The organism is Sphingobium sp. (genome assembly GCF_035511395.1).
Taxonomy (GTDB): Bacteria; Pseudomonadota; Alphaproteobacteria; order Sphingomonadales; family Sphingomonadaceae; genus Sphingobium.
The window spans coordinates 1-19014 of the sequence record NZ_DATKFP010000196.1; the positions used below are offsets into that span (position 1 = coordinate 1).

At 61.0% G+C, this 19014-nt stretch carries 16 protein-coding genes; 9 read left to right on the forward strand and 7 right to left on the reverse strand.

Annotated features, from left to right (window positions below; translation table 11 throughout):
* From VMR39_RS13315 to VMR39_RS13340, 6 genes are all read right to left on the reverse strand, one after another.
* Positions 1–595, reverse strand: a 595-nt coding sequence (locus VMR39_RS13315) for a TonB-dependent receptor (protein ID WP_325416477.1), incomplete at its 3' end; no start/stop codon positions are given.
* Between the two features lie 315 nt (positions 596–910).
* A complete protein-coding gene (locus tag VMR39_RS13320) occupies positions 911–2014 on the reverse strand; it encodes an NAD(P)-dependent alcohol dehydrogenase (protein ID WP_325416478.1) in 1104 nt (367 codons plus the stop codon).
* A 91-nt stretch (positions 2015–2105) separates the two neighbouring features.
* The gene (locus VMR39_RS13325) at positions 2106–3545 is read right to left on the reverse strand and encodes an aldehyde dehydrogenase (protein WP_325416479.1); all 1440 of its coding nucleotides are present in this window, start codon (positions 3543–3545) and stop codon (positions 2106–2108) included.
* 16 nt (positions 3546–3561) lie between these two features.
* Positions 3562–3921 (reverse strand): hypothetical protein, encoded by a 360-nt coding sequence (locus VMR39_RS13330; protein ID WP_325416480.1) that lies wholly within the window; start codon positions 3919–3921, stop codon positions 3562–3564.
* 69 nt (positions 3922–3990) lie between these two features.
* Positions 3991–6351, reverse strand: a complete 2361-nt coding sequence (locus VMR39_RS13335; protein WP_325416481.1) for a TonB-dependent receptor — start codon at positions 6349–6351, stop codon at positions 3991–3993.
* A 339-nt stretch (positions 6352–6690) separates the two neighbouring features.
* On the reverse strand, positions 6691–8172 hold the full coding sequence (locus tag VMR39_RS13340; protein ID WP_325416482.1) for an efflux transporter outer membrane subunit: 1482 nt from the start codon (positions 8170–8172) through the stop codon (positions 6691–6693).
* Between the two features lie 141 nt (positions 8173–8313).
* Here VMR39_RS13340 and VMR39_RS13345 point away from each other — a divergent pair, with 141 nt between their 5' ends.
* The 8 genes from VMR39_RS13345 to VMR39_RS13380 all read left to right on the forward strand — a co-directional run bounded on the left by VMR39_RS13345 (position 8314) and on the right by VMR39_RS13380 (position 17554).
* Entirely contained in the window at positions 8314–8877 is a 564-nt protein-coding gene (locus tag VMR39_RS13345; RefSeq protein ID WP_325416483.1) for a TetR/AcrR family transcriptional regulator, read from the forward strand.
* Between the two features lie 113 nt (positions 8878–8990).
* Complete coding sequence (locus VMR39_RS13350; RefSeq protein ID WP_325416484.1) at positions 8991–10022, forward strand: efflux RND transporter periplasmic adaptor subunit; 1032 nt, start codon at positions 8991–8993, stop codon at positions 10020–10022.
* Positions 10019–13153, forward strand: coding sequence for an efflux RND transporter permease subunit (locus VMR39_RS13355; RefSeq protein ID WP_325416485.1), 3135 nt, complete (start codon positions 10019–10021; stop codon positions 13151–13153). The genes VMR39_RS13350 and VMR39_RS13355 overlap by 4 nt, the downstream gene beginning before the upstream one ends.
* Before the next feature lie 46 nt (positions 13154–13199).
* Entirely contained in the window at positions 13200–13397 is a 198-nt protein-coding gene (locus VMR39_RS13360; protein WP_325416486.1) for a hypothetical protein, read from the forward strand.
* On the forward strand, positions 13394–13753 hold the full coding sequence (locus VMR39_RS13365; RefSeq protein WP_325416487.1) for a helix-turn-helix domain-containing protein: 360 nt from the start codon (positions 13394–13396) through the stop codon (positions 13751–13753). The genes VMR39_RS13360 and VMR39_RS13365 overlap by 4 nt, the downstream gene beginning before the upstream one ends.
* A 1-nt stretch (position 13754) precedes the next feature.
* Positions 13755–15149 carry a dihydrolipoyl dehydrogenase gene (gene lpdA / locus VMR39_RS13370; RefSeq protein WP_325416488.1) on the forward strand — a complete coding sequence of 465 codons (1395 nt, stop codon included), beginning with the start codon at positions 13755–13757 and terminating at the stop codon, positions 15147–15149.
* 113 nt (positions 15150–15262) lie between these two features.
* Positions 15263–16066, forward strand: coding sequence for an oxidoreductase (locus VMR39_RS13375; RefSeq protein WP_325416489.1), 804 nt, complete (start codon positions 15263–15265; stop codon positions 16064–16066).
* Between the two features lie 24 nt (positions 16067–16090).
* Positions 16091–17554: an MATE family efflux transporter gene (locus VMR39_RS13380; RefSeq protein ID WP_325416490.1), complete on the forward strand. Its 1464-nt coding sequence runs from the start codon at positions 16091–16093 to the stop codon at positions 17552–17554.
* A 175-nt stretch (positions 17555–17729) separates the two neighbouring features.
* Here VMR39_RS13380 and VMR39_RS13385 read toward each other — a convergent pair whose 3' ends face one another.
* A complete protein-coding gene (locus VMR39_RS13385) occupies positions 17730–18386 on the reverse strand; it encodes a glutathione S-transferase (protein ID WP_325416491.1) in 657 nt (218 codons plus the stop codon).
* Positions 18387–18492: 106 nt separating this feature from the next.
* Between VMR39_RS13385 and VMR39_RS13390 the strand changes: the two genes are divergently transcribed.
* A partial coding sequence (locus tag VMR39_RS13390) for a TetR/AcrR family transcriptional regulator (protein WP_325416492.1) occupies positions 18493–19014 on the forward strand: 522 nt, incomplete at its 3' end.

Genomic DNA, 19014 nt, shown 5'->3' on the forward strand with positions numbered 1-19014 from the left:
TCACTGCACCGAAGATGTCGCGACCATCGAAATTGCTGATTCCGCCTTGCAGTTCCGCGTGAAAGTCCTCGGTCGGAGCCTTCGTAATGACGTTCACCGCGCCACCGATGGTGTTGCGGCCGTACAGGGTACCCTGCGGCCCGCGCAGCACTTCAATGCGCTCCACATCGCGGATCGAACCGAAGGATCCGCTGGATCGGCCAAGATACACCTCGTCCTCAAATATTCCGACCGAGCTTTCGGATCCCGGATCGAAGGATCGTGTGCCAATGCCACGGATATATAGTTGAGGCCGAAGAGCCCCAAAACTGCCAAAATAGACGCTCGGCACTTTGTTTGCGACGGATTGCAGCGACACAGTTCCGGTGCGTTCCAACTGGGCGCCACCGAACGCCGAGATGGCGACCGGGATATCCTGGGTCCGTTCGGAGCGTCGCTGCGCGGTAACGACAATATCCTCGATTCCCGCAGAACTCGTCGGGTTTGATTGCGACGTCGTTTCTTTGGCAGGGGCCGCTTGGGCCAGCGCCACCGAACTTCCACATACCCCGCCGAGCGAGGCCGAGCAGGCCAGTGCGATCTTCAATGATTTCATGACTTTTATCCCCTCGATATGCGGCTGTTTTTTTGGGCACCGGAGGCCGTTTGAGAAACCGGGCACCCCGCACTTTCCTCCAACGCACCTGGCAACTGCCTTACCGCCACAACTTACATACCATGCGCCCGGTCTTATTCAAGGGGATAATGTTTGATGGCATTGAGCGTACCAAACGCCAGCAACTGTCGTCAGCCGCGATTATCGCGGCTCATCCGCATTTCCCGGCGATGGGCAGGCGGGCAGGGAGCGGCACAGGTCATGATCAATGCGTCTGAAAACCAGGAAGATTTCGGAACGAACCTCCCGGCATTCTTACAACGTCAGAACCGCTTTGATGCTTTTGCCGCTATGTATGTCGGCGACCGCCTGATTGATCTGCTCGAAGGGATAATAGCTGACAAACTTGTCGAACGGTAGCCGTCCGGCTGCATGGTACGCGATCAGCTCAGGCAGAAAAGCATCGGGATCGCTATCGCCTTCCACAATACCACGCACGGTTCCACCCAGCGTAAGCCATTGGAAGACAGGCATCGGCAGCGTCGCGTCAGACACTGCCGGCACGCCGACCAAACCCAGTTTGCCCTTGCTTGCGATGAAACCGAGTGCCGAGATCATCGCGGGCAGATGTCCGCTGGTGTCCACCACCAGATCGACGCCCGATGGAACCACCCTACGTACCGCCTCCGCCGCGTCGCCGTCGGCCGGATCGATAACGTGATCGGCACCCAGTTCAGTCGCCAACAAACGACGGCTTTCATTTGGCTCGATCACGATGATCGGCGCGCAGCCGCATAATTTGCCGCCAAGCAGGGCGCTCAGGCCGACCGCGCCGCCGCCGATCACCGCCAGAGATTGACCTGGCTGCGCTGCAAGCGATCGCATGACCGCGCCCGCACCGGTCTGGATCCCGCAGCCCAGCGGCGCGAGCGTCGCAAGGTCGGCGTCGTCAGCGAGCTTCACAACATTTCGCTGATGGGCGACCGCCTTGCTTGCGAAAGAGGATTGACCGAAGAAATTGCCGGATACCGCCGCGCCATCCCGATGGAGCCGTGTCGAACCATCTTCGCGCATGCATGCAAGGTTCAACGGCACGAAATGTTCACAATAGGATGGGTCGTCTGCACGGCAGCGCGCGCATTCCCCGCAGCTGTTGAAGGTAAGCAACACCTTGTCGCCAGGCTTGACCTTGGTCACCCCTTCCCCGATCGCCTCGACCACGCCCGCCCCTTCGTGGCCGAGCACAGCGGGGAATTGGGTTCCGAACGCCCCTGTCGCTAGGGCAAGGTCGGTGTGACAGATTCCGACAGCACGAATATCAACCAGCACCTCGCCCGCTTGGGGCGGGTCGACGGTGATTGTCTCAATCGTAAATGGGGAGTTTGCCTCCGTTATGATCGCCGCATGTGCCGTTGGCATTTCACTCTCTCCAATTTTGAGCTTGGTTGTGGGCGGGCCTATTCGACTACCGATCGGGGGCATTGCCCGGCCTCGTCGCGCATGCGCCGCATCATCCCATTACATAAATTGACTTTGCCTGCTGATAGGCAGCGATCGCGTCGGGGCCATATTCCCGACCCATTCCGCTCGCCTTAATCCCGCCGAAGGGCGCACCGAGCGAGGGCATATAGCCATTGACGCCAACCGTTCCGCTCTCAACCTTGCGCGCGATTCCGAGCGCGCGATCGCCATCCTTGCTCCACACCGAGCCGCCAAGGCCGAATGGCGAATCGTTCGCCAGCCGAACCGCTTCGGCTTCATCCGCGTAAGCGGTGATGCACAGCACGGGGCCGAAGATTTCCTCCTGGGCGATCGTCGAGCGGTTGTCGACGTCAGCAAACAACGTCGGTTCGACGAACCAGCCGGATGTCATGTTCGACGGCCTCCCGCCGCCGACCACTAGTTTCGCCTCGTTGCGCCCTTTGGCGATGAAGGTCTCGACACGGTCACGATGCTCCTTCGTCGCCATCGGGCCAACTTGCGTCTCGGGATCCAGAGCGTCGCCGATCCTGAACCCCGTCATCATTCCGGCGACCGCATCGACGATCTCGCGGTAGCGGCTTTTCGGCGCGAGAATGCGTGTGCAATTGAAGCAGGCCTGACCATTGTTGAGCAGCGACACCATCGGCAGAGACTGAAGGACGGCATCCATATCCACGTCATCGAGCAAAATCGCGGCGGACTTTCCTCCAAGCTCCAGCGTCACGGGCCGCAGCAGTTCTCCGCATGTGCGGGCGATCACCCGGCCCGCCTGGGTGGAGCCGGTGAACGCCACCTTGTCGACGCCGGGATGGGAAACGAGATACGCGCCGACGTCGCGATCCGCGGGTACCCAGTTGAGCACGCCGGCGGGCACGCCCGCCTCCAGCGCCGCTTCCGCGACGATGTAGCTGTCCAGCACGGTGCAGGGCGAAGGCTTGATCACCATCGTGCAGCCCGCCGCCATTGCCGGCGCAATCTTGCTGACCGACAGAGTCACCGGGAAGTTCCACGGAACAATTGCCGCGACCACTCCTATCGCCGAATATTCGACGCGCGTTTCCCTGCCCATTTGCGAGGGGCGGACGTCCGGCTCGACCGGAGCATCAAGCAGGTCCGAATAATATTGCAGCACGGCAGATGGAAATTGCGCTTCCAGCATATTGCTTACGGCGATCGGCATGCCGTTCTGGATACTGACGGCTTCCGCAATCTGGGGTCCACGAGACGCCAAAGCTCCAAGGAACCGTCGCATTATCGCAGCCCGTTCCGCAGGCGCCATCGTCGCCCAACCGGAATGGTCAAACGCACGCCGCGCGGCAGCTACTGCAGCGTCCACGTCGGCTTCCACTGCCTCTGGCGCAGTCGCGATCAATGTGCCGGTGGAGGCACCAACAATGCCGAACGTACGCACCGACGAAGGCGGAACCCATTCGTTGCCGATGAAGAAAGTCTTGCGGTCAAGGGTCATGGGGCTCTCCTGCGGTTCAACGCCCGCATCGTCGATCTAACATGTTTCTTGCAATGCGGCAGGCGCCCCTGAGCGATACGTTGCGGGTCGCCGTTATGAAGTTGTCGCTCGCCTGATCATTAAGGATCGAATTGTGATCCGCATTATGAAATAGCTTAGCATCGCGTTCGATCGCCCTGATGTCGGAATGCTTCGTTACAACCCAAGTTGGATCGTAACCATCGACGTTGGCCACGCCCATCGGCAGGTTATGCCTGAGCCAATTAAAGGCAGGATAGATGGCGTCATCACCCGCATGGGATTTTGGCGAAACTATAGTCCTGGGAACATGATCGGGAATTTGGGCATTGGCATCCAGATCAATTACAGTGTCCATTGATGGTACTCCCCTCAATGCTCAGGCACAAGCCGGTGGCAGGTAGAAATTCTCATTGCGTGTCACGCGTTAGAACTTGTATCCCACACTTACCCCATAGGTTGTGGGTCGACCGACATAGCGGCTGATCGCATCACCTGCCGCGACATTGTTCCAATAATACTCGTTGAAAATATTCTTGCCCCAGACCGAAAGCTGAACCTTGTTTCCTGGCATGCGGACGCCCGCGCGCACGTCCACGAGTGTATAGCTGTCGATGCCAAAGAGCTTCTTCGATTGGGGAGATGCATTGGGCGGGTTGATGTCGCCGCCGACCAGCGCAACTGTATCGGACCGATAGGCCACGCTGCCACCGACAAAACCATTCCAGCGGTTCGTCAGCAGGAACTCGTAATCGACGTTAGCGCCGACCTGATACTTGGGTGTAAACGGCACACGAGAGCCGGCAAAGTTCGTCAGAACACCAACCGTGTTGAAGCCGGCGAACCGATCGATTTTCGCATCGAGATAGGTGAATGCCGTGTTTATCGAGAGCCCCTCGATCGGCCGGGCATCAAGCTCGATCTCGAACCCTTTCACCGTTGACTTGGGCACATTGCCCAATACGTCCAGAATTCCAAACGGTGGCGCATTGATCTTCGTGCGCAACTGCTTGTCTGAATAGTCGTAATAGAATGCTGCGCCATTAAGCTGCAGCATTCTATCAAGCAATGATGCCTTGAAGCCGGCCTCATACGAAAGCACCGACTCCTGAGTTACCGGGAGATATTGCGTGAAGGTCGAGGCGGAAACCGTGGGGAAGCCACCTGCCTTGTAGCCTCTTGCGATGTTACCATAGACGAGCATCCCGGGTCGCACCTTCCAGTCAAGACCGACGCGCCAGGAGACATTGTCTTCGTCAAGCTTCCCCGTGTAAGCACCGGGCGCGCCCGGTGCCACTGAACCATTTGCTGCACCGAGGTCGTTGATCGCGAAGCACGTACCATTGACATAAGGTCCAAAGGCGCCGCCGAGCAGAATATCAAAAAAGAACGGACCGGCATCGCCGGGCAGGCCTGACGTGGTTACGTTGCAACTCGTGACATTATTGCGGGCCTTGGTGTAGCGGGCACCTGCCTTAACCGTCAGCGTCGGTGTGAGGTCATACTCCATATTTCCGAAAATGGCATAATTGGTCATCGTCTGTTTCGATGACGCGGATGGAAAACTGATCGGATATCCCAACACTATTCCAAGCGTTGTGCTGGCAGTCGATTTGGTGATGTCATACAAAAACCCCTGATCAACCTTGCTATGCTCGTAATTCCCACCAACGACCCAGCGCGCCCGCCCGCCCCCGCCATTCGCGAGCCGCAATTCCTGCGAGAAGCTTTTGATCGAACCACTGTCGCTCACTATGTCCAGGGTCGAAATTGGCAGGCCGTCGGCTTCGCTCCCCTGGCGATGCCGATAGTTCTCGTAGGCGGTGAGTGATGTCAGAACGAGGTCGTCGGTTACATCGATGTCGCTGCGGAGCGAGGCTTGCAGAAACCGGTTGTTCGCGTAGGGTACGCCCGGCGTCCAATCTGCCACGCGAGGCTTTTCCCGCGAGAAAGCTGAAGCTGCCAGTTCAGGCCCAATGATCGGGTTTTGTGGCTGAATTCCTATATACTGCGGCGCTTGCGTCTCGCCCTTGTCGCGCCAACCATTGAGATTGAAGAGAAACCGCGCCCCATCGCTCGGTTCCCAAGCGAGTTGCAACCGGCCTGCGTAGGTGCGGACCTTGCCGTTGGTGTCTCCACTGCGCGAATTGCTTTGCTGCCAGCCGTCAGCATTTTCAACGCGAGCGGACAGCCGCGCCGTCAGACCGTCTGCGAGTGGCCCACTGAGATAGCCTTCGCCGATCACCTCATTGAAGCGTCCATAGGTCAAATTGGCACCCGCCGAAAAATCAGACGTCGGCTTGGCGGCGACATAATTGATTGCACCGCCGGTCGCATTCTGACCGAAAAGCGTGCCCTGCGGCCCCTTCAGCACTTCGACTCGCTGTAGATCATAGGCCGAGTGCGTCGTCAGGGCAGGGAAAGGCAACGCGACTTCGTCAACATAGACGCTGACCGCAGGATAGGCGGCGAGCGATGTCTCGTAGAAGCCGATGCCCCGCAAGGTGAACACGGGTGTGTTGTTGGCGGTGGTGGTGAAGCTCAGACTTGGGATCGTCTGCGCAAGATCGGCGAGAGAGTTGATTTGCCTCAAGCTCAATGCATCTCCGGTAACGACCGCTACCGTTGCGCCGAGGTCATTGAGCTTCTGTTCCCGCTTGTTTGCGGTGACCACGATGTCGGCCAAGACGGCGGGCGCTTCAGCGATGCCGTCGCTTGATTGCGCCGCCACCGGACTCGCGATGAGCATCGCTAGAACGAGCATGCTGGTACTGTCGAATTTCCTCACGGCTTCCCCCCTTTGTGCAGCAGCATTTCGGCTGCTCTATCGCTTTTTCGAGCTCGTCGTCTCGCCAGAGCGCTATATCGAGAGCCCCAAGGATCGTCAATACAAACCGGGTGCATGGTCTATAAGTTTAGGATGAAGGGGTGATCTGGATCATATTTTTTACGAATACATCAGTTTTCGTCAGCCAGATCGCGCAGGATAGGCTTCGATCCGGCTTTGAGGATTGCAACGCCCCTCCCAATATCGACTATCGGGACGTCTCGAAGCGGATCTCCAAAGCCGACTGGCAGCATTTAAAGTTTTTGCTGTTGATCGCGTCCAAGCGCGTGGAGGTACAGATCACTTGCTTGCAGACGCTTGCGCCGTCTGATCTTCCATTCGGCGCTGCGGTTCCCAGCCACCGCCCAGCGCACGGAACGATGCAATGGCTCCGCGCGCTGCCGCAGCTTGCGCCTGGATCGCGCCATCGCGTGTTTCAAGCAGACGCCGATCGGCATCGAGGACCTCAATCAGGCTCGCCATCCCGCCCCTATAGGCGGCCATGGAGGAGTCGCGCGCGCGCGATAGCGAGCCTTCGCCTTGCAACAGGACCGCCGCGCGCGCCTCCTGCTGCACCAATGTGGAGAAGGCGTCCTCGACATCCTGTGAGGCACGCAACACCGTCAGGCGGTAGGCGGCGAGCGCTTCCGCATTCCGACCCTTGGCGGCCTTGATCTCGGCGTCTACCCGACCGAAGTCGAACAGTCGCCAACGCAGCCCGAATATGCCGTTGGCCTGCGTCGCATTACCCGTGAAGAGGCCGCCCGTGGCGGTGGAAGCGGTTCCGAGCAGGCCACTCAGAGAGAGTTTGGGATAATATTCCGAGACCGCTGCCCCGATCCGTGCGTTGGATGCCGCAAGCGTCCGCTCGGCCGCAATGATATCGGGCCGGCGTCGCAGAAGCGTGGCCGGCCCGCCCGCCGCAGATACAGCAGGGGCATGCGGAATCGGGGCGAGGATCGCCAACTCGGTTCGGGTCGCGCCCGGTTGAACGCCGAGCAGCACATCGAGCGCGTTCATTGCCATGTCGAGTTCATTCTGCAGCGCCGGGACAGAGGCGCGGACCTGTGCCAATGACCCTTCGGCCTGTCTCAACTGCAATTCGGCTGCGACGCCCTTGCGATACTGGAGCCCCACAAGATCGACCAGGCGCTGCTGGGTATCGAGTTGCGCGCGAGCGACATCAAGCCGCGCCTGCAACATGCGGATGTCGACATAGGTGTCCGCAACTTGGGCCGCGACGGAGAGACGCGCGGCGACCGCGCCGGCCTGCGAGGCCTGCCAGTCGGCACGCGCTGCGTCCCGGGCGGCGTCTCGCCCGCCGAACAGATCGATTTCCCAGCTGGCGCCAAGGTTCGCCTCATAGCTTTCGGTAGAGCGCTCGAACTGCGGGAAGGCACTGCCGATCCGTCCGATCGGGGTCTCGAGAGACTGATAGACCTCGCCCGCCTGTCCGCTGACCTGCCCCGATGGCATCAGCGCCGCATTCGCGCCCTTGAGCGCGGCGCGCGCCTGGACGACACGCGCGCTCGCCTGCTGGAGATCAAGATTTTGCTCAAGCCCCCGTTCGACCAGGCTGGTAAGAAGCGGATCGTTGAACGCGCGCCACCAGAACACCAGGTCGGTGGCTTGCGACGCGGATATGCGCGCCTCGACCGCCGGTCCGCCCTGAAAGGCTAGGGGCTGCGTCGATACCGGCGGCACATAGCGAGGCCCAACCGCACAGCCGGCGAGAATGATGGAGCCGCCGAGGGCGGAAAGGATCAAGCTAACGGAACGCATCGCTTCCTCGGGACATAGATGACAAGATGTGACTTATATATATAGTGGTCACTAGTTGTCAATCTCGCTCGGTGTCATTATGCTTGAGCGATGAGCAACAATAGCACAGATACCCCGGCCCGTGGCCCCGCCGAACATGCCGTGCGCGATCAGATCATCGCGGCGGCCCATGAATGTTTTGCTCGCTACGGCTATGCCAAGACGACCGTTGCCGACCTCGCCAAGGAAATCGGCTTCTCGAAAGCCTATATCTATCGTTTCTTCGAGTCGAAGCAGGCGATCGGAGAAGAAATCTGCGGCTCGCGCCTGGAACTAATCGTCACCGAAACCCGCACGGCAATTGAGCAAGGCAATAGCGCGACGGATCGTCTCCGCCGTATGTTCAAGAGCTTGACGACACGGAGTGTTGATCTCTTTTTCCATGATCGCAAGATCTACGACATCACCGCCCATTCGGCCGCTGAGCAGTGGGGATCGTCACAGGCCTATAAGGAGACCATCAGGGAAATCCTGGCCCAGATCATCAAGAGTGGCCGGGAAAGTGGCGAGTTCGAGCGCAAGACGCCGCTCGACGAAACTTGTCGCGCAATCCTGTACGCCATGATGCCTTTCGTGGATCCGCTGCACCTCGAGCGGAATCTGGACCTGCTGCCGGAGGCGCCGCAGGAAGTCATAAGTCTCATCCTGCGCAGCCTTGCGCCGTAATGAAAATGACGAGTGACCTATTGACATAATCGTCACATAACAACAAATGGTTCTCAAAGTTGGAGGATCATCCCTTGTCGAGTCGGTTTATCAAAGCGGGATTATCCGCGTTCATGCTCTCGCTTCCCTTGGCGGCGTGCCAGAAGGCGGAAACCGATCCGCGCACCAGGCCACCGCTTGTGCGGGTGATGATGCCGGTGACCGAAAGCGCGGCTAATCGCGAGTTTACCGGGATCGTCGCCGCGCGCGTCCAGAGCGATCTCGGCTTCCGCGTCGGCGGCAAGGTGATCGAACGCCTCGTCGATGCCGGGCAGGTCGTACGCCGAGGCCAGCCGCTGATGCGGATCGATCAGACCGACCTCGCCCTCGCTACGCGCGCCTTGCAGGAAACAGTGCGGGCCGCACGCGCTCGCGCGGTCCAAACCGCAGCCGATGAGAGCCGCCTGCGCGATCTGGTTGGCGCAGGCGCGGTCTCCGCATCGACCTACGACCAGGCAAAGGCCGCGGCTGACTCGGCCCGCGCCCAGCTCTCAGCGGCCGAAGCGCAGGCCCGGGTGTCGCGCAACGAAGCTGGCTACAGCGTGCTGGTCGCGGATGCCGACGGGACCGTGGTCGAGACCCTGGCAGAGCCGGGCGAGGTCATCGGCGCCGGACAGGTCGTCGTGCGTCTCGCCCGATCGGGGCCGCGCGAGGCGCTGGTGCAACTGCCCGAAGACCTACGGCCGTCCATCGGGTCCATCGCACGCGCGCGCACCTATGGTGGCGCGCAGGGAAGCGCCACGCTCCGCCAACTTTCGGATGCCGCCAATCCCATGTCTCGAACCTTCGAGGCCCGCTATGTGCTTGCCGGGGACGCTGGCCGTGCTCCGCTGGGATCGACGGTGAGCGTCACGCTGGCGCTGCCGGGGGACGCCGGAGCAACCCAGGTCCCTCTCGGCGCGATCCGCGATGCGGGCAAAGGCCCTGGTGTCTGGATCGTCAGCAAGGACGCGCAGCCCAAAGTGACGTGGCGCTCGGTGCGTATCACGGCGCTTGGCGAAGAGACGGCCACGATCAGCACGGGATTGAAACCCGGCGATCGCTTCGTGGCGATGGGCGCGCATATGCTGCGTGACGGTCAGTCCGTCCGGGTCGCGGCGCGATGAGCGGTACGTCGGAAAGCGCCAGCCGGTTCAATTTGTCCGCGCTCGCCGTTCGCGAGCGGTCGGTCACCTTGTTCTTCCTGATCGCGATTATCCTTGCAGGGATTTTCGCCTATCTCAATCTCGGGCGGGCCGAAGATCCCAGCTTCACGATCAAGACTATGACCGTGGTCACAGTCTGGCCCGGCGCGACGGCGAAGGAGATGCAGGATCAGGTTGCCGAGCCGCTCGAGAAGCGGCTGCAGGAGCTGCGCTGGTATGACCGCAGCGAAACCTTCACGCGGCCCGGACTTGCCTTCACGACATTGACGCTGCGGGATCAGACCCCGCCGTCGGACGTCCCGGAGCAGTTCTACCAGGCCCGCAAAAAGCTGTCGGATGAGGCCTCCAGGCTCCCTCGGGGTGTGATAGGGCCTTTGGTGAATGATGAATATGGCGACGTCAGCTTCGCCCTTTATGCCTTGAAAGCCAGGGGCGAGCCGCAGCGCAACCTCGCACGGGAAGCCGAAACCTTGCGCCAACGGCTGCTCCATGTCCCCGGCGTCAACAAGATCGCCATTCTGGGCGAACAGCCCGAGCGCATCTATGTCGAGTTTGCCGAAGAGCGGCTCGCCACGCTTGGTGTCTCGCCCCGCGCGATTTTTGACGCGCTGGCCAAACAGAACCTCATGACCCCCGCCGGTTCGATCGAGACCAAAGGTCAGCAAGTCATCGTCCGTCTCGACGGCGCATTCGACGACCTGTCGGCAATCCGTAACCTGCCGATCGTGGCAAACGGCAACACGTTGCGGCTGTCCGAGATTGCGAAGGTCGAACGCGGCTACGAAGATCCCTCGTCGTTCCTGATCCGCAGCGACGGCGAACCGGCACTCCTGCTGAGTGTCATCATGCGCGACGGCTGGAATGGCCTCGATCTCGGCAAGGCATTGAATGCCGAGATCGACACGATCCGGGAGGAGTTGCCCTTGGGCATGACGCTGAGCAGCGTCACCGATCAGTCGGTGAACATCCGCGATGCGGTCGATCAGTTCATGAAGACCTTTCTCGAAGCGCTCGCGATCGTCATGATCGTCAGCCTCATCAGCCTGGGCTGGCGCGTGGGCATCGTCGTTGCGGCGGCTGTACCGCTCACCTTGGCTGTTACCCTCGTCATCATGTGGGCGACCGATCGGGCGCTTGATCGCATCACTCTTGGCGCGCTGATCCTTGCGCTCGGACTACTGGTCGACGACGCTATCATCGCGATTGAGATGATGGTGGTAAAAATGGAGGAAGGCTATGATCGCATCCGCGCGTCTGCCTACGCCTGGAGCCATACGGCAGCCCCGATGCTTGCCGGCACGCTGGTCACGGTTATCGGCCTCATGCCGGTTGGCTTCGCAAAATCCACAGCCGGCGAATATGCCGGCAACATCTTCTGGGTCGTCGGCTTCGCGCTGATAGCGTCCTGGTTCGTGGCGGTGATCTTCACGCCTTATATGGGCGTCAAGCTGCTGCCCGCCATCAAGCCGGTCGAGGGCGGCCATGCCGCGATCTACCAGACGCCGCGCTACAGGAAGGTCCGTGGTATCATCGCCTGGGCGGTGCATCGCAAGAAGCTGGTCGCGCTCCTCACGCTCGGCGCGTTCCTGATCGCCGGTGTCGGCATGGGACCGGTGAAGAAGCAGTTCTTTCCGACCTCCGACCGGCCCGAGTTGCTGGTCGAAGTGCAGATGCCCAAGGGTACAGCGATCGGCCGCACGGGCGAAGCTGCCCGCGAGGTAGAGACATGGCTGCGCAAACAGCCGGAATCGAAGATTGTCACGACCTATGTCGGCCAGGGTGCACCGCGATTCTACGTTCCGCTCTCGCCCGAGCTACCCGATCCCTCCTTCGCGAAGATCATCGTCCGAACGGACAAAGAGGAGGATCGCGATGCATTGAAGCTGCGCCTGCGACAGGCGGCTGCTGACGGACTTGCGCCCGCCGCGCGGGTTCGCGCCACCCAACTGGTGTTCGGGCCGCCCTCGCCGTTCCCCGTCGCCTTCCGGGTCAACGGCCCGGACGTCGATATTGTCCGCAGCATCGCCGCGCGGGTCCAGCAGGTGATGGAAAACGATCCGATGATGCGGACGGTCAACAGCGATTGGGGCGAGCGTGCGCCGGCGCTGCGGTTCGTCCTGGATCAGGACCGCCTTCGCGCGCTGGGACTTACCTCAGCCGACGTCGCCGAACAAATGCAGTTCCTGCTCACCGGCGTCACGGTCAGTCAGGCACGGGAAGATATTCGCACGGTCGACGTCGTCGCCCGCTCGGGCGGCGGCGACCGGCTCGATCCCGCCCGCATCGGGGACTATATGTTGACGGGCGCAAACGGCGAGCGCGTGCCGGTCAGCCAGATCGGCAAGCTCGAAGTGCGGATGGAAGACCCCATCCTGCAACGCCGTGACCGCGTCCCCACCATCACCGTGCGCGGAGACATCGCCGATGGGCTTCAGCCGCCGGACGTCTCCACCGCGATGTTCGAGAAGCTGCAGCCGATCATCAAGGCTTTGCCGAGCGGATATCGCATCGACATGGCCGGTTCGATCGAGGAAGCGGCCAAGGCGAACGAGGCGCTGGCACCCATCTTCCCGATCATGATCGTACTCATGATGATCGTCATCATCCTCCAGGTGCGCAGCCTGTCGGCGATGGCCATCGTCCTCCTGACGGCTCCGCTCGGGCTGATCGGCGTGGTCCCCACGCTGCTGATGACGGGACAGCCCTTCGGGTTCAACGCCATCCTCGGCCTTATCGCGCTGGCAGGCATACTGATGCGCAATACGCTGATCCTGATCGGCCAGATCCACGACAATGAGAAGGCCGGCCTGGACCCCTATACCGCAGTCGTCGAGGCCACTGTGCAGCGCTCGCGCCCGGTGATTCTCACCGCACTGGCAGCGGTGCTGGCCTTCGTTCCGCTCATCAGCTCGGTGTTCTGGGGATCGATGGCGATCACGCTCATCGGCGGCACGCTTGTCGGCACGGTCCTCACTCTTGTGTTCCTGCCGGCGCTCTATGCCCTCTGGTATCGGATCCTGCCGCCTACAGGCGAGGATCGCGCAGCGCCGTCATCCACGCATGTCGCGGAACCGCTGGAGCGCCCGGCGTGAGCGGCGACATCCTCAAGGCAAGGTCCAATCGATCGGGAGATGTTCGATGACTATAGGTGAACGGCTCCGTAGCGCATGGTCCAAGGCGAGGCGGTATCTCGAACTACTCGATCAGGCGGCCGACTATGATCCGCTCGAGGAGCAGCGGCGCTGGATCGCTGGCCTTGAGGCGCGCATCGCCCGCGTGGAAGCGGCACGGTCGCCTGGACAAGGGAGTACTCCCACCAGGGTGCCTGAGACGTGAAACCAAAAGCAGGCACAGACGATGCTACGCTAGTCGCCGAGGGCATTCTTTCGGCAAAATGGAACCTGCGCATCATGCGTGTGCTTGGCGACGGGCCGGCGCGCTTCTCCGGGATCAGAGCGGCCATCCCTGCCGTGTCCGCCAATATCCTGGCTGGCCGGCTGCGCGATCTGGAAGAATGCGGAATCATAGGCCGCAGGACATCGCCACCCCCAGCGGACTGTCAGGTCTATGAACTGAGCGAACTTGGCGAAGCGGCAAGACCCGTCATGCGGGAAATAGATAGATGGGCATCGCTGCTTTCCCGGCGGGATGTGCCTTGGTCAAAGTCTCAAAATCATCTGCAGGAAGAATAGCATGTATGATGTGATCATCATTGGAGGCGGGCCCGGCGGATACAATGCCGCTATTCGGGCGGGTCAACTCGGGCTGTCCGTCGCAGTTATCGAGGGCGCGCAGCATCTTGGCGGCACATGCCTCAATGTGGGGTGCATGCCTGCCAAGTCCCTGCTTCACGCAAGCGAATTGTATGAGATGGCGCGAACCGAGTTCGCGAGCTTCGGCATCGCCGTGGAACCACGCCTCGATCTCGCGCGGATGATGGCGCAGAAGACCGAGGCGGTGGCCAAGCTCGTCAAGGGTGTCGAGTTCCTGTTCCGCAAGAACAAGGTGGAATGGGTCAGAGGCTGGGGCCGTCTCGATGGCGAAAGTCGGGTTCGGGTCACCGGTTCGACCGGCGAGATCAGCGTCATCGAGGGTCGCAACATCGTCCTTGCTACTGGCTCCCGGCCCTCGACGCTTCCCGGCGTCTGTGTTGATCACCGAAACATTGTTACGTCCACAGAAGCGCTTTCCTTCACGCAGGTCCCCGATCGGCTGATCGTCATCGGTGCAGGGGTCGTGGGTCTCGAGATGGGTTCGATCTGGTGCCGGCTCGGCTCCGAAGTGACCGTGCTGGAATATGCCGATACGATCCTGCCGGGAACAGATCGCGAAATTGCCAGAACGCTGGAACGCTCGCTGCGCAAACAGGGGCTGAATATCCGGCTTGGCGTGCGCGTGGCCTCCGCCACGCCATCCGATGGAGCAGCGGTCGTCACGATCGAAGCGGACTCCGGTGTAGAGGCCGAGAAACTGATGGCGGACAAGGTGCTGGTCGCAGTCGGGCGCCGAGCCTTCACCGACGGCCTGGGCCTTGAGGTGGTCGGCATCGTGCCCGATGCGCGTGGCGCGATACCGCACGATGGCCACTACCGCACGTCGGCGCCTGGCGTCTGGGTAATTGGTGACGTTACGCACGGCGCCATGCTAGCGCACAAGGCTGAGGAAGAGGCGATAGAGTGCATCGAGATCATTGCGGGCAAGGTTTCTGTCAGCGATGACAGTGACATTCCGGTCGTCGTCTACACGCGTCCCGAACTGGCAGCCATCGGCGCCAGCGAGGAAGAGCTCACCGCTGCGGGGATCGACTTCAGGGTCGGGCGCTTTCAGTTCATGGCGAACAGCCGCGCGCGCATTAATCACGAGACAGATGGGCTAGTGAAGATGCTGGTCGATACGGCCAGCGATCGCATCCTCGGCATCCACATGGTTGGCCCTCAGGTGGGAGAAATGATCGCCGAGGCACGGATGGCTCTGACGTTCGCAGCGACCGCTGAAGATGTTGCACGTACGATCCATCCCCACCCGACCCGTTCGGAAGCTCTCCGGCAGGCGGCGATGGATAGCGCGGGATGGGCGATGCAGGCCTGAGCAACCTGGTCTCGCCAACGCCGGACCAGCCTCAAACCGGAAATGCGCCCCGCAAGTCGCGTATTTCCAAACCTCGGGATCACCTTGGTTTCCGCTCAAAACCGGAGATAGCCATGACGAAGACAGTGCTTATTACCGGCGTTTCCTCCGGCATTGGAGAGGCGACCGCGATTGCTCTTGCCCAGGCAGGTTACCGCGTCTTTGGAGGGGTTCGTACCCCGGCTAAGGTCGATCTCTTGCCGGGCGTCGAATTTGTCGAACTCGACGTACGTAACGATGAACAAGTCCGTCAAGCCGTCGGTCAGGTGTTCGAGAAAGCCGGGCGGATCGATATCGTCATAAACAATGCCGGTGTCTCACTGATCGGGCCGGTAGAGGCGGCGAGCGACACGGAAGCGCAGGCACTGTTCGATACCAATCTCTTTGGTGTCCTGCGCGTCATGCGGGCCGTGTTGCCCGGGATGCGCCGGCAAAAGTCCGGTCTCATTGTCAATATAAGCTCGGTGCTGGGCTTTCTGCCGGCACCGTTCATGGGTCTCTATGCGAGTAGCAAGCACGCCCTTGAAGGCCTGTCGGAATCGCTTGATCACGAGGTTCGCGGGTTTGGCATACGCGTGATGCTGGTGGAGCCCGGCTTCACCAGCACCAGGCTCGACAGCAACGCCACGCGGGTCGAGACCATCATCCCCGACTATATAGCTGCACTGACCCAAGCCACGGTGGCTTTGCAGAAGCAGGTTTCCGCGGGCACTAGGCCTACGGCCGTGGCCGATCGAATTCTCTCGGCGATCGGCGGCAAATATCGAATGCGTCACACTGCCGATCGAAGTGCGAAGCTGCTCAGCATCCTGCGCCGCTTCGCCCCGGCCGCTTCGGTCGACAAGGGCGTCAGGTCCACGTTCGGGCTCAAGTCCTGAGATAGGATCGAAGGGGATCGCCATATGAGCGCTACCACGCAGGAACGACGAAAGGTAGAACAGGCTCCGGCTGGGAATGATCGCAAGACGGCGACCCGCCTCGCCATTCTCGAGGGTCCTGTGCTGAGGGTCTTGCTACGCCTGGCGCTCCCGACCATCGCGGTCCTCGTCGCGCAGACGTTGGTCGGAATTGTGGAGACTTTTTATGTCTCCCGGCTCGGCACCCATGCCCTGGTCGGCGTGTCTGTCGTATTTCCTGTCTGGATGCTGATGACGATGATGTCGGCCGGAGGGCTTGGCGGCGGGGTCGCCTCGGCGGTAGCGCGGTCGATCGGCGGTGACCGACATGACGATGCGGACGACCATGTGCTCCACGCGATCGTGCTCGGCATCGTCATGGGCCTGTTGTTCATGGCCGGCATCTGGCTGCTGGGTCCACGCCTGTTCGAAGCGCTCGCCGCCCGGGGCGGTGCGCTCGCGCAGGCGGTCACCTATTCACGCTGGCTTTCATTGAGTGCCGTTCCGATCTGGATCGTAAATCTGTGCTCGGCCGCGCTGCGCGGCGCCGGCAATGTCAAGGCGCCCGCCCTCATATCACTTCTGGGCGTCGTCACCCTCATTCCCCTGTCGCCACTTCTGATCTTCGGTGCAGGGCCACTGGTGGGGCTTGGGATCGCCGGTGCCGGCCTTGCGGTCACGATCTACTACAGCGCAGCCAGCTTCATCCTGTTGCGCTATCTGTGCACCGGACGTGCCGGACTGACGCTGAACGTGGTCCCGCTCCGCCGGACTCTGTTCCGGGACGTTCTGGGGGTCGGGCTGATCTCCTCAGTGGCGGTGATCCAGATCAACCTCGCCGTCATCATCGTCACCGGAATCGTCGGTCGCTTCGGGGAGGCTGCGATCGGCGGCTACGGCATCGGCGCGCGGCTCGACTATTTGTTCATCCCCGTACTGTTCGGTTTGGGGAGCGCGATGCTGACCATGATTGGAACCTGCATCGGTGCCGGCCGGATCGCCCGCGCAAAGCGCATTGCCGCGATCGGGACGATCTTGGGAGCGTGCTTTACCGGATGCGTGGGCCTGATCGTCACGGTGCATCCGATGCTGTGGCTCAGCGTCTTCAGCGATGATCGCTCCGTGTTGCAGCATGGTTCGATTTATCTGCGCGTTGCGGGACTATCCTATCCGGCCATGGCGGCGGCCTTCATACTCAGCTTCGTCTCGCAGGGATCGGGTCAGCCCGGCTGGACGACCTTTGCCGGTACGATGCGCCTCACCATCGCCGCAGGCATCGGATGGCTCGCAGTCGCCCAATTCGGCGCTGACCTTCGCATTCTCTCGGTGATCGTCGCGCTGAGCCAGATCGCGGCGGCGGCCATCTGCCTTTGGGCCGCGTATCGCGGTCATATTTGGCCACAGGCCCGCACGAATGTGCCCCTCCCCGACGAAGGCGGAGGCGAACATCAGGATGGTCTGCCAGTCTAACGCTTCTTGAATAAAACGAGCGCGCCATCGTGCGCTCGTCGGGACCGGCGGTCTGAATATTGCTGCCAATTGTGGCCGATGTCGATAGTGAACCGGCCTTGCCTTAATGCAGTAGCACTTCCACTATGACAGCGGCGTTCGATATGTTCCGATCTTTCAACTATCTATTAATTTCTCATGACGCGAGCACTGTCAAGTCTGACATCGTGATCCGGTTTTTCACGCTCGGGCGCTCCTGCATGCGCGCATACCATGCCGGCAGCGCCTCACATTCCGCCGGAACGTCTACGTCCAGATATCCCATGAAAATCAGAGCGCCGATGAGCGTGATATCGGCCATAGAAAAGGCTTCGCAGACGACGAACGGCTGATCCTGCAAGATGCCGTCGAAGTAGCGCATGCCGCGCAGCGCCTTGTCGCGCTGGTACAACCCCCACTCCGGATTCTGGTATAGCTCCACATGAGGTCCGAGGCCCGGCGTCGCGTGGTGGAAATATACGCTGATGGCGTCGAGCACTTCAAGTTCGGCCCGCTTGCTCATCATGTGGATCAAGCCCTGCTCTCGCGGCGTGCTGCCGATGAGCGTGGGCCTGCCGTCGAGCATGTCGAGATATTGGGTGATGGCGGTGCATTCGGCGATAAGCGTGCCATCATCAAGTTCGAGCACAGGCAAGGTGCCCGAATAGTTGAGCGCCCGGAATTCGGGCGTCTTATGTTCGCCTTTCAGCAGATCGACCGGCACGAACTCGACCTGGGACTGCATATTCTTTTCCGCCAGCGCAATGCGGACGCGTGCGGGATAGGGACCCATGGCGGCGTCGTATATCTTCATGGCACGTCCTATCTATCTGGCAGTTGATAGAGACGTAGAGCTTTGACCATACGGGCGTCAACGTCTATCTGCCATTTGGTAGGTGTGATGGCCCAAGGATGACGAAATGAGCGCGAACACCAAGGAACTGATCCTGGCTGCTGCGCGCAGAGCCGCGCAGGCGCATGGCTATGGCGGTCTTAACTTCCGCGATCTGGCGACGGACGTCGGCATCAAGTCTGCCAGCATCCACTATCATTTCCCGAGCAAGGCCGACCTTGGTGCGGCGGTGGCGCGGCGTTACCGGGAGGAGGCGACCGTCGCTCTGGAAGTACTGTCAGATGAGATGCCGGACCCGATCGAATGTCTGCGCCGTTATCCCGACGCGTTCCGCGCGGCGCTCCAGAACGACAACCGGATGTGTCTCTGCAGCTTCATGGCCGCAGAATATGCCGACCTGCCCCAAGCCATCGCGGTGGAAGTTCAGCTGTTTGCCGACGTCAACATAGCCTGGATCGCCAAGCAACTCTTGGCTGCGTCCATCAGTCCGGCCGAACAAAGCGAGTACAGAGCACGAGGCATATACGCCGCTGTTGCTGGCGCCCAACTCTTGGCCAGGAGCCGGTCGGACATCGCTTTCTACGACGCG

Bases quoted from the DNA above. Each gene is read 5' to 3' on its own strand.
- VMR39_RS13375 (WP_325416489.1), top strand. From the start codon at position 15,263: ATGACGAAGACAGTGCTTATTACCGGCGTTTCCTCCGGCATTGGAGAG.
- VMR39_RS13380 (WP_325416490.1), top strand. From the start codon at position 16,091: ATGAGCGCTACCACGCAGGAACGACGAAAGGTAGAACAGGCTCCGGCT.
- VMR39_RS13385 (WP_325416491.1), bottom strand. From the start codon at position 18,386: ATGAAGATATACGACGCCGCCATGGGTCCCTATCCCGCACGCGTCCGC.
- VMR39_RS13340 (WP_325416482.1), bottom strand. From the start codon at position 8,172: ATGCGTTCCGTTAGCTTGATCCTTTCCGCCCTCGGCGGCTCCATCATT.
- VMR39_RS13320 (WP_325416478.1), bottom strand. From the start codon at position 2,014: ATGCCAACGGCACATGCGGCGATCATAACGGAGGCAAACTCCCCATTT.
- VMR39_RS13350 (WP_325416484.1), top strand. From the start codon at position 8,991: ATGCTCTCGCTTCCCTTGGCGGCGTGCCAGAAGGCGGAAACCGATCCG.
- VMR39_RS13325 (WP_325416479.1), bottom strand. From the start codon at position 3,545: ATGACCCTTGACCGCAAGACTTTCTTCATCGGCAACGAATGGGTTCCG.
- VMR39_RS13360 (WP_325416486.1), top strand. From the start codon at position 13,200: ATGACTATAGGTGAACGGCTCCGTAGCGCATGGTCCAAGGCGAGGCGG.
- lpdA (WP_325416488.1), top strand. From the start codon at position 13,755: ATGTATGATGTGATCATCATTGGAGGCGGGCCCGGCGGATACAATGCC.
- VMR39_RS13355 (WP_325416485.1), top strand. From the start codon at position 10,019: ATGAGCGGTACGTCGGAAAGCGCCAGCCGGTTCAATTTGTCCGCGCTC.
- VMR39_RS13330 (WP_325416480.1), bottom strand. From the start codon at position 3,921: ATGGACACTGTAATTGATCTGGATGCCAATGCCCAAATTCCCGATCAT.